Origin of the sequence: Actinomadura sp. B10D3, assembly GCF_039871695.1 — a bacterium.
GTDB lineage: Bacteria > Actinomycetota > Actinomycetes > Streptosporangiales > Streptosporangiaceae > Spirillospora > Spirillospora madurae.
The window spans coordinates 111,908-125,285 of record NZ_JBDPLY010000021.1 but is presented as its reverse complement, the minus strand read 5'-3'; the positions used below and the strand labels follow the sequence as shown (position 1 = coordinate 125,285).

At 73.2% G+C, this 13,378-nt stretch carries 11 protein-coding genes; 7 read left to right on the top strand and 4 right to left on the bottom strand.

Features of this window, described 5'->3' with window-relative positions; genetic code table 11:
- Positions 1–99 precede the first annotated feature (99 nt).
- Complete coding sequence (locus ABGB11_RS28010) at positions 100–765, bottom strand: MBL fold metallo-hydrolase (protein WP_347637433.1); 666 nt, start codon at positions 763–765, stop codon at positions 100–102.
- Between the two features lie 195 nt (positions 766–960).
- On the opposite strand from ABGB11_RS28010, the gene ABGB11_RS28005 reads away from it, so the two are divergent.
- Positions 961–1,449 (top strand): hypothetical protein, encoded by a 489-nt coding sequence (locus ABGB11_RS28005; RefSeq protein ID WP_347637431.1) that lies wholly within the window; start codon positions 961–963, stop codon positions 1,447–1,449.
- Between the two features lie 4 nt (positions 1,450–1,453).
- Positions 1,454–5,299 carry a tetratricopeptide repeat protein gene (locus ABGB11_RS28000; protein WP_347637429.1) on the top strand — a complete coding sequence of 1,282 codons (3,846 nt, stop codon included), beginning with the start codon at positions 1,454–1,456 and terminating at the stop codon, positions 5,297–5,299.
- A 33-nt stretch (positions 5,300–5,332) separates the two neighbouring features.
- Here the strand turns inward: ABGB11_RS28000 and ABGB11_RS27995 are convergent, their stop codons facing one another.
- Positions 5,333–5,806, bottom strand: coding sequence for a hypothetical protein (locus tag ABGB11_RS27995; protein WP_347637427.1), 474 nt, complete (start codon positions 5,804–5,806; stop codon positions 5,333–5,335).
- A gap of 106 nt (positions 5,807–5,912) precedes the next feature.
- Between ABGB11_RS27995 and ABGB11_RS27990 the strand changes: the two genes are divergently transcribed.
- Positions 5,913–6,107, top strand: coding sequence for a hypothetical protein (locus ABGB11_RS27990; RefSeq protein WP_347637425.1), 195 nt, complete (start codon positions 5,913–5,915; stop codon positions 6,105–6,107).
- Here ABGB11_RS27990 and ABGB11_RS27985 read toward each other — a convergent pair.
- The gene (locus ABGB11_RS27985) at positions 6,104–6,850 is read right to left on the bottom strand and encodes a maleylpyruvate isomerase family mycothiol-dependent enzyme (protein WP_347637423.1); all 747 of its coding nucleotides are present in this window, start codon (positions 6,848–6,850) and stop codon (positions 6,104–6,106) included. The two genes, ABGB11_RS27990 and ABGB11_RS27985, sit on opposite strands and share 4 nt — an antisense overlap.
- Before the next feature lie 69 nt (positions 6,851–6,919).
- Between ABGB11_RS27985 and ABGB11_RS27980 the strand changes: the two genes are divergently transcribed.
- The 4 genes from ABGB11_RS27980 to ABGB11_RS27965 all read left to right on the top strand — a co-directional run bounded on the left by ABGB11_RS27980 (position 6,920) and on the right by ABGB11_RS27965 (position 12,085).
- On the top strand, positions 6,920–7,711 hold the full coding sequence (locus ABGB11_RS27980) for an MBL fold metallo-hydrolase (RefSeq protein WP_347637421.1): 792 nt from the start codon (positions 6,920–6,922) through the stop codon (positions 7,709–7,711).
- 449 nt (positions 7,712–8,160) lie between these two features.
- The gene (uvrA, locus tag ABGB11_RS27975) at positions 8,161–10,995 is read left to right on the top strand and encodes an excinuclease ABC subunit UvrA (protein ID WP_347637419.1); all 2,835 of its coding nucleotides are present in this window, start codon (positions 8,161–8,163) and stop codon (positions 10,993–10,995) included.
- A 47-nt stretch (positions 10,996–11,042) separates the two neighbouring features.
- Positions 11,043–11,486 carry a Rieske (2Fe-2S) protein gene (locus ABGB11_RS27970; RefSeq protein ID WP_347637416.1) on the top strand — a complete coding sequence of 148 codons (444 nt, stop codon included), beginning with the start codon at positions 11,043–11,045 and terminating at the stop codon, positions 11,484–11,486.
- Positions 11,487–11,590: 104 nt separating this feature from the next.
- Complete coding sequence (locus ABGB11_RS27965) at positions 11,591–12,085, top strand: Rieske (2Fe-2S) protein (RefSeq protein ID WP_347637414.1); 495 nt, start codon at positions 11,591–11,593, stop codon at positions 12,083–12,085.
- On the opposite strand, the gene ABGB11_RS27960 is transcribed toward ABGB11_RS27965, so the two are convergent.
- Positions 12,072–13,250: a mechanosensitive ion channel domain-containing protein gene (locus ABGB11_RS27960; protein ID WP_347637411.1), complete on the bottom strand. Its 1,179-nt coding sequence runs from the start codon at positions 13,248–13,250 to the stop codon at positions 12,072–12,074. The genes ABGB11_RS27965 and ABGB11_RS27960 overlap by 14 nt on opposite strands.
- Between the last annotated feature and the right edge of the window lie 128 nt (positions 13,251–13,378).

Below are 13,378 nucleotides of genomic sequence, written 5' to 3'. Positions count from 1 at the left end.
CTCGTGGGGTTCGCGGATGTCGACTCCTGGGCTCGGGCGGAAGTGTGTTGGGGCCAACGAACACCCCACACCGCTTGTTCCGTCCCGAGCCGGGGAGTGTCACCAGCCGCGGGCGCGCCACTCCGGGATCGACGGGCGCTCCCGGCCGAGCGTCGAGTCCTTGCCGTGGCCCGGGTAGAACCAGGTCGCGTCGGGGAGGCGGTCGAAGACGCGCTCCTCCACGTCCGACAGCAGCTGCTTGAACCGGGTGGGGTCGCCCCACGTGTTGCCGACGCCGCCGGGGAACAGGCTGTCGCCGGTGAACAGGTGCGGGCGGTCGGCCAGCTCGCCGCCGGCGTCGTACAGCAGGGCGATGGAGCCGGGCGTGTGGCCGCGCAGGTGGATGACGTCGAGGGACGCGCGCCCGACGGTGACGGTGTCGCCGTGCTCGACGGGCTCGGCGACCGGCTCGGGCAGGGCGCCGGCGTCGCGCGGGTTGGCGGCGACGGGCGCGCCGGTGGCGCGGACCACCTCGCTCAGCGCCATCCAGTGGTCCTCGTGCCGGTGCGTGGTGACGATCCGCGCCAGCGGCCCGTCGCCGATCAGCTCCAGCAGCCGGGGCGCCTCGTTCGCCGCGTCGATGAGGAGCCGCTCCCCGGTCGCGGTGCAGCGCAGGATGTAGGCGTTGTTGTCGTACGGACCGACCGCCACCTTCGTGACCGTCAGCCCGGGCAGCTCCCGGACGTCGGGACGCCCGCCGGTCTCGACGTTCCCGGTGTAGGTCATGGGTCCTCCCGTGGGTGATTGGAGACCATCTTCCATCATCGGCGGGGGTGATCCCGCCGCCCGAGGACCCCGGACACGGAAATGAGTCACCAGACGCAGCCGGAACGTGTGCTCGCGGACGGAAATTCTCTCCTTGCCACCGCACCATGGTGATTGGAAGATCAGGATCGACTCCGTGAGGACGGTGACGCCTTGGTGACCGCTTTCCGTCCCGGATCGGACGGGCAGACGCCGGAGGACCTCCTCGGGCACGCCTGCACGCTGGTCCGGCTGTGCGGCCGGGACTCCGCCATCGCCGCGGTGTTCCTCGCACTCGTGCTGGCCGGGACCGCCACCCGGCTCGCGGCCGGCGTGCCCGGCCTCCCCGCGCTGGCGCTGCTGCCGGTGCTGGCCGGCGCGTTCGCCGTCTCCGCCGGCTACGCCGTCCGGGCCCGCCGGACGCTGGTGGCGGTGCTCGGCGAGGTGCGCTGCCGCACCGGCTCGCCCCTCGACCCCGCCGTGCCGTGGACGCCGTTCGCCTCCGCGGTCGCGCTGGACGACCGGGTCCGCGACGCGGAGCTGCGCCGGCTGCTCTCGGCGGCGCACCTCTGCGGCGAGCTGTCCTGGCAGGCCGTCGCCTGGTCGGCGGCCACCGGAGTGCTGTTCCTGTTCTGGACGCTGGCGGCGGCGATGGCGGGAGGATGACGGGGTGATCGGCGACATCGCCGGCGGGGGGCCGGGCCAGGGCGCCGCCCTGGACGTCCGGCCGGGCAGCTTCTGGGAGCGGCTGGCGCCCACCGACCGGCAGGCCCTGCGCGCCATGGGCCGGCGCACCGACATCCCGCCCGGCGGCATGCTGTGCCACCAGGGATCGGTCGCGCCGGCCGTGTACGTGGTGTTCAAGGCGTCGCCGCGCGCGGCGAGCAACGCGGTCGCCAAGGAGTTCGTCGACTCCAGCGACGGCGACGAGTCGATCATCGATCTGTTCGGGGCGGGCGACCTGGTCGGCGTCCTCGGCCCCTGGGGGCACCCGCAGCGCGGCACGGTCGCCGCGCTCGACCACGTCACGGCGCTGCGGGTGGACCGCCGCAAGTTCCGCAGCCTGCTGGCGGCGAGCCCGCAGGTCGCCGAGGCGATGATGCACGCGATCTCCGAGAGCGTCACCTTCGGCGGCCGGCGGCACGCGGTGCGGGCGGCCGACCACCCGCAGCGGCTCGCCTACCACCTGCTGGAGCTGGCGCACCGGTTCGGCGAGCACCGCCCCGGCCAGGGGACGCGGATCCCGCTGAAGCTCAGCCAGGCGGAGCTGGCGAACTGGGCCGGGATCTCCCGCGAGACGCTGGTCCGCTGGTTCCGGCTGTGGCGGGCGCGGGGGATCCTCGACCGGCGGGCCCGCCCGCTGACCATCCTCGACGTCGAGCGGCTCCGCCGGGCCGCGAGCCCCTGGGGCGACGAGTGGCCCGTGACCGAGGCCGACCGCGCCGCCGGCACCGAGGGCGGGCCGGAGGGGGCCGCCGGCATCGCGGCGCACGAGCCGGTGCGCCTGGAGTCCCCGGGCGGGCGGCCCGCCGTGCGGCTGCCCGCCGACAACCCGTACTTCGCCGGGCGGACGGTCAGCCTCGGCAAGCTCGACCTGCTCGTCGGCCAGTCGGTGTGGCCGCGCGCGGTGGTCGTCCAGGGCATGGCGGGGGTCGGCAAGACGACGCTCGCGCTGCACTGGGCGCACCGGGTCGTGGACCGCTTCCCCGACGGCGTCCTGTTCGCCGACCTGCGCGGCACGAGCGGCGGCCCGGTCACGCCCGCGGAGGCGATGGGCCAGGTGCTGCGCGCGGCGGGGGTGCCCGGCGACCAGCTCCCGCGCACCGAGTCGGAGCTGGCCGCGCAGTGCCGGTCGCTGCTGGGCGACCGCAGGATGCTGCTCATCCTCGACAACGCCGTCCGGCCCGAGCAGATCAGGCCGCTGCTCGCCGCGGTGTCGTCCGGGCTGGTGCTCGTCACCAGCCGGTGGCGGCTGCCCGCCCTGCTCGAAGGCGCCGACATCCGGACCCTGGAACTGGGGGAGATGGCGACGCAGGAGGCGGTCGACCTGATCTCCAACGTCCTCGGGCCGGGCGACCCCAGGGTCCGGGACGAGCACAAGGCGGTCGTGCGGCTCGCCCGCGAGTGCGGCCACCTGCCGCTCGCGCTCGGCGTCATGGCCGGGCGGCTCGCCGAGAATCCGGGCGAGTCGATCGCCGGGACCGTCCGGGAGCTGGCCGCCCGGGACCTGCGGGACGCCGCTCCGTACGGGCCGGGCCTCGCGGGGGCGGGCCTCGGCGAGGGCGCGGCGCACGGCGCGTCCGGGCCGGGCCTGAGCGCCGTCGTCGACCCGACCTTCGACGTCGCCTACCGGAGCCTGCGCCGCCACCAGCGGGAGGCGTTCCGCAGGCTCGGCCTCGTCGCCGGCCCCGACTTCACGCCCGCCGCGCTCGCCGCGCTGCAGGACCTGACGGTGGACGAGGCGCGCGAATGCCTGGAGGGGCTGCGGCAGGCGTACCTCGTCCAGGACGTCGGACCCGACCGGTACCGCATGCACGACCTGCTGCGCGAGTTCGCCCGCGAGCGCGGCCTCGGAGAGGACTCCGACGGCGAGCTGCACGCGGCGCAGCGGCGGCTGCTGGCCGGGTACCTCGCCGAGGCGCGGCGGGCGGGCGCGGCCCTGCCCGGACGGCCGCGCCCCGCCGTGCACCGCGCCGAGACCCGCGGCCGGCCGCCGGACGCGGCCGAGCGCGCGGCGAGCCTCGCCTGGTTCGAGGCCGAGCGCCGCAACCTGGTCGCGGCCGTGCACCAGGCCGCGCGGCTCGGCCTGCACCGGACCTGCTGGGAACTCGCCGACGCGCTGTTCGACTTCCAGGACTTCCGTCGCTACAGCGAGGACAACATCGCCGTCCACCAGGCCGGCCTGCACGCCGCCCGGACGGAGGAGGACTGGGCGGCGGCGGCCGTCATGCTGCACAACCTCGCGGTGGCGCACTTCGAGATGGGCAGCTCCGTCCAGGCCATCGGGTACGGGGAGGACGCGCGGCGCGGCTTCCGCGCGGTCGACCCGCCCGACCGGTACGGGGAGGCCGTCACGCTGGCCACCCTCGCCGACGTCCACGTGGTGCTGGGCCGCTACCTGACCTCGATCGACCACGCGCGGCGGTCCCTGGAGATCCACGAGGAGCTGCGGGACGACGCCGGCGTGGCCAAGAGCCGCAGCACCCTGGCCCGCGCCCATCTGGGCCTCGGCGACTACGAGACGGCACTGGAACACGCCGCGCTCGCGCTCGACGTCCGCCGCCGGCTGAACGACCAGGCGGGCGTGGCCGAGACCCTGCTGACCGTGGCGGGGGTCCACCGCCGTCAGGGGAACGTCCACGAAGCCGTGTCGCACGCACTGGAAGCCCTGTACATCCGGCAGGAACTCGCCGACATGCACGGCGCGGCACAGGCCCTGACGGAACTGGCCCGCATGAACGCCTCGCTCGGCCTGCGCGGAATGGCGCAGCAGGACGCCGAACAGGCTCTCCGCACGTACCGGGCACTCGGCGCACGCCATGGGGAGGCGCGCGCGCTGACCACGCTGGGCATGCTGATGTGCGAGGCCACGAAGTTCGCCGAGGCGTTCACCTACTGCGGGCGGGCGCTCCGGCTGCACCGCGACATCAGCGACCGGCATGGCGAGGCCGAGACGCTCGCGCAGATCGGGATCGTCCACTGGCGCCTCGGACGGTACCGGGACGCGCGCGAGCACCTGCTGCGGGCGCTGGAGATCCGCCGCGAGATCGGCGACCAGCACGGCGAGGCCAACGACCTGGAGCACCTGTCGATCGTGATGCGCCGCCTCGGCCGCCAGCAGGAGGCGCTCGTCCTCGGCCTGGAGGCCCTCGACCTGTGGCACCAGCTCGGTGCGCAGGGCCGGATGGCCGGGACCCTCGGCAGCCTGGCCCGCACGTACTCGCGGCTCGGCCTGCCCGCCGAGGCCGAGCGGGCGGCGCGGCAGGCGCTCGGCATCCGCGAGTCCGGCGGCGACTGGTACGGCCTCGGCGTCGGCATGGACACCCTCGCCGCCGTCCTGCGCCGCGCCGGGCGGCACGAGGAGGCGCTGGAACGCGAGCTGGAGGCGCTGCGGCTGCTCGGCGAGGTCGGCGACCGGCACAGCGAGGCCACCGGCCTGGTCCACCTCGCCGCCATCCACCTCGACCTCGGGCACGCCGACGAGGCGCTGGAGACGGGCCGGCGCGGCCTCGACCTCGCGGCCGAGCTCGGCGCCGCCCGCGAGCAGGCGTACGCGCTGCACGCCATGGCCCGCGCGTCCCAGCTGATCGGCAAGCACGCCCGCGCGGTCGAGCACGTGAAAGCCGAGATCGTCATCCGCCGCGACATGGACGACCAGCGGGGCCTGCGGCAGGCGCTGGAACTGCTGCGCGACTCCCACCTGGCGCTCGGCGACCAGGCCGCGGCGGCGGACTGTGTCCGGCGCGTCCGCGCCCTCGACAACCTGTTGGAATCGGAAAGATCGCTCGACATGTGACGAACGACCTAGTCCATCGGCGCAGCGCCGCGTTCACTGGACCGTGCGGCCCCGATCATGGGTGACCCCTGCCCGGATCCGGTCCCGTGAGGAGGCGAGATGGAGATCACCAGCTTCTGGGACGCGCTCGCCCCGCCCGTCCGGGAGGAGCTGCGGCGGACGGGCGCGCCCGTGGTGATCAGGCCGGGCGCGTTCCTCATGCGCGAGCACACCCGCGCATCCCAGGTCTTCGTGCTGCGCTCCGGGGCGGTCAAGGTCTGGGTGGACCGGCACGGCGAGATCGCCATCCTCGACGTCCTCGGGCCCGGCGACCTGGTCGGGGAGGTGGAGGCGGCGGACGGCGGCGTCCGGCACGCCAACGTCGAGGCGCTGACCCGCGTCGAGGCGCTCGTGCTGCCCGCCGCCCGGTTCCGCCGCGTCCTGGACGCCCACCCCGGCGCGGCGTGGGCCGTCGCCGCCGTCCTCGCCGAGCGGCTCCGCGACTCCAACGACCTGCGCGTCGCCCACTTCCCCGACGACCCGGAGCGCCGCCTCGCCGGCCGGCTCCTGCGGCTGGTCGCGCGGTTCGGGTCCCCGGCCAAGCAGGAGCCCGGACGGCGCGGCCGAGGAGGCCGTGCACGTCCGGGTCCCGGTCTCCCAGCAGGACCTCGGCCGCTGGGCCGGCATGGGCCGCCGCAAGGTCGCGCAGCTGCTCGCCGCCGAGCCGGTCCGCGGCGGGCTGACCGTCGCCAGGAGCACGATCGTCGTCCGCTCGGTGGACGCCCTGCACCGCCTCGCCGGCCACGACTCCGACCAGAGGTCCGGCTAGAGGCCCGCCGGCGCGTGCGGCCAGGGCGGCGGCACCGGCGGCGGGCCCTCCGGCCGGACGCTCACGCCCGCACCGTCCGACCGGCCGCTCAGCCAGCCCAGCAGGGCCCGCCCCGACCCCGACGCCTCCGGCCCGCCGGGCGCCCAGCCGAGGTCGGCGGACTCCCCGGAGTCGGTCGCGGTGATCCGGTACCCGGCGAGCCCGCCGAGCAGGTCCTCCGGCAGCGCCGCCATGTCCGTCAGCGTGGCCGCCGCGGACCACCGGACGTAGGGCTCGGGCCAGTCGGCCGGCCCGTACCCGGCGGCGAGGTCGACGTGGTGCGCCTCCACCTCGTTCCAGCGGCGGTACACCGAGTACCAGGCGGGGTGCCACCAGCCCATCATCGACTGCACGGGAGCGTTCCAGGCGTCCTCCGGGAGCGTGCGCGCCTGCTCGGAGAAGCGGGCCGCCGTGGCCATCACGTCCTCGACCAGTTCGGCTCGGCCGCGCCCCGCGCCCGCGCCGAGATCGGCGTTGCGCTTGTCGATGCTCGGGTACTGCTGGATCTCCACGCCCGTCCGCGCCCATTCGAGCAGGTTCCACAGGGACTCGGCGTTCCGCGCGATGTGCGTCGCCACGTGCCCGCGGCTCCACCCGGGCAAGGCCGAGGGGGCGCGCATGTCCTCGTCGGAGAGCCTCTCCAGCGTCCCGACGACGGCCAGCACGCCCCGGTCCAGTTCGTCGAGCGCATCGCGCCAGTCCATGACCCCTCCTCAGCGAGACGGCCCTCCATCCTTTCGCACGGGCCGGTCCCATGCCAGAAAATGGTGATCATGGAGCTACCGATCTGCGTGACCTGCGGCGTCCAGTACGGGGAACCCCGCGAGGGCTGCCCGATCTGCGAGGACGAGCGGCAGTACGTCGGCTGGGACGGCCAGAGATGGACGACGCTGGGGGAACTGCGCGCCGGCCACCGCGGGCGGGTCGCCGAGGAAGGGCCGGACGTCGTCGGGATCGGCGCCGAGCCGTCCACCGCCATCGGCCAGCGCGCCCTGCTGGCGCGCACCCTGTCCGGCAACGTCCTGTGGGACATGATCACCTACATCGACGACGACCTGGTCCGCCAGGTCGGCGAGCTCGGCGGCGTCTCTGCCATCGCGATCAGTCACCCGCACTTCTACGGCAGCATGATCGAGTGGGCGCACGCGTTCGACGCCCCCGTCTACATCCACGAGGCCGACCGCCGGTGGGTCGCCCGCCCGGACGACTCGGTCGTCTACTGGACGGGCGACACCCACGAGCTGGCCGACGGCCTCACGCTGATCAACGCGGGCGTCCACTTCGACGGCGGCCAGGTCCTGCACTGGCGGGACGCCCGCGCGCTGTTCTCCGGCGACATCCTGACGGTCGTCAACGATCGTGACTGGGTGAGCTTCATGTACAGCTATCCGAACTTCATCCCGGAGCGGCCCCGCACCGTCCGGCGCGCCCTGCGCCTGCTGGAGCCGTACGACTTCGACCGCGTCTACGGCGCCTGGTGGAGGAAGATCGTCCATACCGACGGCAAGAACGCCGTCCGCCGCTCCGCGGACCGCTACCTGGACTTCGCCCTCGACGACGAGTGACTCAGGGACGGGTGGCTAGGAGATAGCCGCCTTCTTCGACTACTTCACCCATCTCGTCGAGAGCTCCGCGGGGATCGGCACGGTGGTGACCCTCCTCGCCGAAGAGGGGACTCCCATCGAGCCCGACGACCAGATCATGGCCCTCTCGCAGGCCTTCGGAGCGCTCCTCGTCCTGGACGCCCTCCGCGCCCGCTGACGTGCCGATCGACGGTGTCGGTCGATGATGCCCGCCGATGGTGCACGGGGGGTTCCGGTGGCGTGGGGTGTTCGAACACGTGTACGGTCGGACTGCCGTCCGGACCTCTCGGGGCGGACGGGTAGCTTCATGAAATGCAGCGGTGGGCGCCGCTGTTAAGGACTCGGGGATTCTGTCGTAGCCCATGGCTAGCCTTGAGAATGACCTGTCTCTCCCCACCGCCGCGCCCCAGAAGAGGAACCGGAAGAACACCGTGCATGACCGACTCATCGTGCGTGGAGCACGCGAGCACAACCTGAAGGACGTCTCGCTCGACCTCCCGCGGGACTCCATGATCGTGTTCACCGGTCTGTCGGGTTCCGGGAAGTCCAGCCTGGCCTTCGACACGATCTTCGCGGAGGGCCAGCGCCGGTACGTGGAGTCGCTGTCGGCCTACGCCCGGCAGTTCCTCGGCCAGATGGACAAGCCCGACGTCGACTTCATCGAGGGGCTGTCCCCGGCGGTGTCGATCGACCAGAAGTCGACCAGCAAGAACCCGCGGTCGACGGTCGGGACGATCACCGAGGTGTACGACTACCTGCGGCTGCTCTACGCCCGGATCGGGCACCCGCACTGCCCCGAGTGCGGCCGGCCGATCAGCCGGCAGGCACCGCAGCAGATCGTCGACCGGGTGCTGGAGCTGGAGCCCGGCACGCGCTTCCAGGTCCTCGCACCCGTGATCCGCGGGCGCAAGGGCGAGTACCTGGAACTGTTCCGCGAGCTTCAGTCCAAGGGCTACTCGCGGGCGCTGGTCGACGGGCAGATGGTCCGCCTGGACGAGCCGCCCAAGCTCAAGAAGCAGGAGAAGCACGACATCTCCGTCGTGGTCGACCGGCTCTCGGTGAAGGACTCGGCCCGCCAGCGGCTGGCCGACTCGGTCGAGACGGCGCTGGGGCTCGCGGGCGGCACGATCATTCTCGACTTCGTCGACCTGCCCGCGGACGACGAGCACCGCACCCGGATGTACTCCGAGCACCTCTACTGCCCCTACGACGACCTGTCGTTCGAGGAGCTGGAGCCCCGGTCGTTCTCGTTCAACTCACCCTACGGCGCCTGCCCCGACTGCACCGGCCTCGGGACGCGCATGGAGGTCGACCCCGAGCTCGTCATCCCGGACGGCGAGCTGACCCTCGGCGAGGGCGCGATCCAGCCGTGGTCCAACGGGCACGTGAGCGACTACTTCCTGCGCCTGCTGTCCGCCCTCGGCGACGCGATGGGCTTCGACCTGAACACGCCGTGGGACAAGCTGCCCGCCAAGGCGCGCAAGGCCATCCTGAACGGGCACGAGACGCAGGTCCACGTCCGCTACAAGAACCGCTACGGGCGGACGAGGTCGTACTACACCGCGTACGAGGGCGTGATCCCCTACATCCAGCGACGGCACGCCGAGTCCGAGAGCGACTCCAGCCGGGAGCGGTACGAGGGCTACATGCGGGAGATCCCCTGCCCGACGTGCGAGGGCGCCCGGCTCAAGCCGGTCGTGCTCGCCGTCACCATGGGCGGGCGGTCGATCGCCGAGGTCGCCGCGATGCCGATCGGCGAGGCCGCGAAGTTCCTGCTCGCGATGGAGCTGGGCGAGCGCGAGCGGCACATCGCCGAGCGCGTGCTCAAGGAGATCAACGCCAGGCTCGGCTTCCTGCTGGACGTCGGCCTCGACTACCTCACCCTCGACCGGGCGTCGGCGACGCTCGCCGGCGGCGAGGCGCAGCGGATCCGGCTGGCGACGCAGATCGGATCCGGCCTGGTCGGCGTCCTCTACGTGCTGGACGAGCCGTCCATCGGCCTGCACCAGCGCGACAACCACCGGCTGCTCGAGACGCTGCTGCGGCTCCGCGACATGGGCAACACCCTGATCGTCGTCGAGCACGACGAGGACACCATCGCCGCCGCCGACTGGATCGTCGACATCGGCCCCCGCGCGGGCGAGCACGGCGGCGAGATCGTCGTGTCCGGCACGGTCGAGGACCTGAAGAAGTCCGACCGCTCGCTGACCGGCGCCTACCTGGACGGGCGCCGCGAGATCGCGGTCCCGCAGATCCGCCGGCCCCGGACCAAGGGCCGGGAGGTCACCGTCAGGGGCGCCCAGCAGAACAACCTCCGGGACGTGGACGTCGCGTTCCCGCTCGGCGTGCTCACCGCCGTGACCGGCGTCTCCGGGTCCGGCAAGTCGACGCTGGTCAACGACATCCTCTACAGCGCGCTGGCGAAGAAGCTGAACGGGGCGAAGACCGTCCCCGGCAAGCACAAGCGCGTCAACGGCGTCGACCAGCTCGACAAGGTCGTGCACGTCGACCAGTCGCCGATCGGACGCACCCCGCGGTCCAACCCGGCGACCTACACCGGCGTCTTCGACCACATCCGCAAGCTGTTCGCGCAGACCACCGAGGCGAAGGTGCGCGGCTACCAGCCGGGCCGGTTCTCGTTCAACGTCAAGGGCGGCCGCTGCGAGAACTGCACCGGCGACGGCACGATCAAGATCGAGATGAACTTCCTGCCGGACGTCTACGTCCCGTGCGAGGTGTGCCACGGCGCCCGGTACAACCGGGAGACCCTGGAGGTCCACTACAAGGGCAAGACGATCTCCGAGGTGCTCGACATGCCGATCGAGCAGGCCACCGAGTTCTTCGAGCCGATCAAGGCGATCCACCGGCACCTGAAGACCCTCAACGACGTTGGCCTCGGCTACGTCCGGCTCGGCCAGCCCGCCCCCACCCTGTCCGGCGGCGAGGCGCAGCGCGTCAAGCTGGCCTCCGAGCTGCAGAAGCGCTCCACGGGACGCACCATCTACGTCCTGGACGAGCCGACCACCGGCCTGCACTTCGAGGACATCCGCAAGCTTCTCGGCGTCCTGAACGGGCTGGTCGACAAGGGCAACACGGTGATCGTCATCGAGCACAACCTGGACGTCATCAAGACCGCCGACTGGATCATCGACATGGGGCCCGAGGGCGGCTCGCGCGGCGGCACCGTCGTCGCCACCGGCACGCCCGAGGAGGTCGCCGCGGTCGAGGCGAGCCACACCGGCCAGTTCCTCAAGAAGATGCTCTGACCCCTCCCCGCGCGGGGCGCCCGGCGGCCGTCCAGCAAGATGGGACCATGGGAGACAACGTGACGCCCGGGGCCGAGGGGGCCGCCGGGGACCGGGGGATCGGACGGCGGGCCGTGCTGCACGGCGCCGCCGGGGCGGCCGGTGCCGCCGTGCTCGCCGGCTGCGGCGGCGAGGGCGGGGCGACGCCCGCCGCCGACCTGAAGGGCAAGGAGATCGCGAAGACCGCCGACATCCCCGTCGGCGGCGGGAAGGTCTACGGGGCCGACAAGGTCGTCGTGACGCAGCCGGCCCAGGGCGCCTTCAAGGCGTTCACGGCGGTGTGCACGCACCAGGGGTGCACCCTGGGCGGCGTGGCCAACGGGCTGATCAACTGCCCATGCCACGGCAGCGAGTTCGCGATCGCGGACGGGAGCGTGCGGAAGGGCCCGGCGAAAGAGCCGCTCAAGGAGTACCCGGTGCAGGTCAAGGGCGGTGGCGTCGTCGTCACCTGACCGTCCGCGCGCACAAGAATGGTTCGGCTTTGAACCACCTCGGTCGCGTATCCGTGCTTCCTGGTGACGGACAGATACCAAGACATGTCACCGGAGGGGCGAGAATGCCACAGAGGTCCGAGACGCAGGCGGACGAATCGGAGCAGCTGCCGGGGGAGGCGCCGGCCGCCGGCGGAACCCGCAGAGGGCTGCTCATCGGTGCTGGGCTCGCGGGCGTGGCCGGGCTGGCGGCGGCGTGCGGCGGGTCCGGCGGCGACGATGACGCGGGCGGCTCCGGCGGCGACTCGGGCGGCGGCTCGGGCGGGTCCGGCGGCGGCGCGCTGGCGGCGGCGAGCGAGATCCCGGTCGGCGGCGGCAAGGTCTTCGAGGACGCCAAGGTCGTGGTGTGCCAGCCCCGGCAGGGCGAGTTCAAGGCGTTCTCCGCGGCCTGCACGCACCGGGGGTGCAGCGTCGGGTCGGTGTCCGGCGGCACGATCAACTGCCCGTGCCACGGCAGCAAGTTCAAGATCGAGGACGGGTCGGTGGCGGCCCCGCCCGCGGACAAGCCGCTGGAGGAGAAGAAGGTCACCGTCCAGGGCGACCAGATCATGCTCGCCTGAGCGTCCGCGCGTGCGCCGGGCCGTCCTCGCGCGGGACGGCCCGCGCGCCGTCGGCGTGCCGTCCCTCCGCGACGGCGCCGTCCGCCGGCGGCCCGGCGCCGGGCTCGGCCGGCCCCGCGGGTTCCGCGCCGTCCGCGGCGGGGTCGGGGCCGACGCGGAACCGGGGGAGCGCCTCCGGGTGATGGTCGCGGACGTAGGAGACGAGGTGCTCGCGTACGTCGCAGCGCAGGTCCCAGGTGCTGGCCGAGTCGGCGGCGCTCATCAACGCACGGAGCTTGACGACGCCGTTCGGCAGGACGTCCACCACCTGCAGCATCCACTCCCGCCGGTCCCACAGCGGGTTCTCCTGCAGCGCCGTGTACAGCTCGGCGCGCAGCTCCTCGACCGGGACCGTCCAGTCCACGTGCAGCTCGACCGAGCCGAGGAGCCGGCTGGAGTGCCGCGTCCAGTTCTCGAACGGCTGCTCGGTGAAGTGCGACACCGGGAAGATCATCCGCCGGTCGTCCCAGAGCTGGAGCACCACGTACGACAGCGTCAGCTCCTCGACCCGCCCCCAGATGTCCTGCGTGACGACGACGTCGTCCAGCCGCAGCGCGTCGCTGAACGCCAGCTGCAGCCCGGCGAGCAGGTTGCCGAGGGTCGGCCGCGCCGCGATGCCGACGACCAGGCCGGCGACGCCGGCCGACGCCAGGACCCCGGCGCCGACCGCCCGCACGGCCGGGAAGGTGAACAGCGCCGCGCCGACCGCGAGGATCACGATGACCATCGCGGTGATGCGGCGCAGCAGCAGCATCTGCGTGCGGGCCCGCCTGGCCCGCCGGTTGCGCTCTCCCTCGATGCGCATCAGCCGCGCCAGCGGCGGGTCGCTCAGCGCGTAGGCGATGCGCAGCACGAGCCAGGTGGTCGCGCCGATGGCCGCGATCCGCAGCGCGTGCCGGACGGCGTCCTCGGCCCTGCCGTCCATGAGCTGGTACGGCATCGCGGCGCTGGAGCCCACCACGGCCGCGAAGGCGAACGCCGGCGCCGCGCAGCGCCGGGCGACCCGTCCGGCGCCGGGCCAGCGCGCCGACAGCCGGCCCGCGAGGAGCCGCCGGCCTCCCTCCACGATGATCACGGACGTGGCGACGACGGCCGCCAGGACGATCCAGGCCCAGAGAGCGGACATGGGCGGTACGACCCCCTTCCCGTGCTGCCGGGGAACGATGCTCAACCTGCGTCTGACCTTCCCTTTCCGTGTACTTTGCGGTCATCCGGCATTAAGTGGGAGATCTACCTCACTCCCCGACAAACGGC

Coding starts and splice junctions, on each gene's coding strand:
- ABGB11_RS27985 (WP_347637423.1), bottom strand. CDS start 6,850: ATGGACTGGCGCGATGCGCTCGACGAACTGGACCGGGGCGTGCTGGCC.
- ABGB11_RS27960 (WP_347637411.1), bottom strand. CDS start 13,250: ATGTCCGCTCTCTGGGCCTGGATCGTCCTGGCGGCCGTCGTCGCCACG.
- ABGB11_RS27965 (WP_347637414.1), top strand. CDS start 11,591: ATGCCACAGAGGTCCGAGACGCAGGCGGACGAATCGGAGCAGCTGCCG.
- ABGB11_RS28010 (WP_347637433.1), bottom strand. CDS start 765: ATGACCTACACCGGGAACGTCGAGACCGGCGGGCGTCCCGACGTCCGG.
- ABGB11_RS27970 (WP_347637416.1), top strand. CDS start 11,043: ATGGGAGACAACGTGACGCCCGGGGCCGAGGGGGCCGCCGGGGACCGG.
- ABGB11_RS27980 (WP_347637421.1), top strand. CDS start 6,920: ATGGAGCTACCGATCTGCGTGACCTGCGGCGTCCAGTACGGGGAACCC.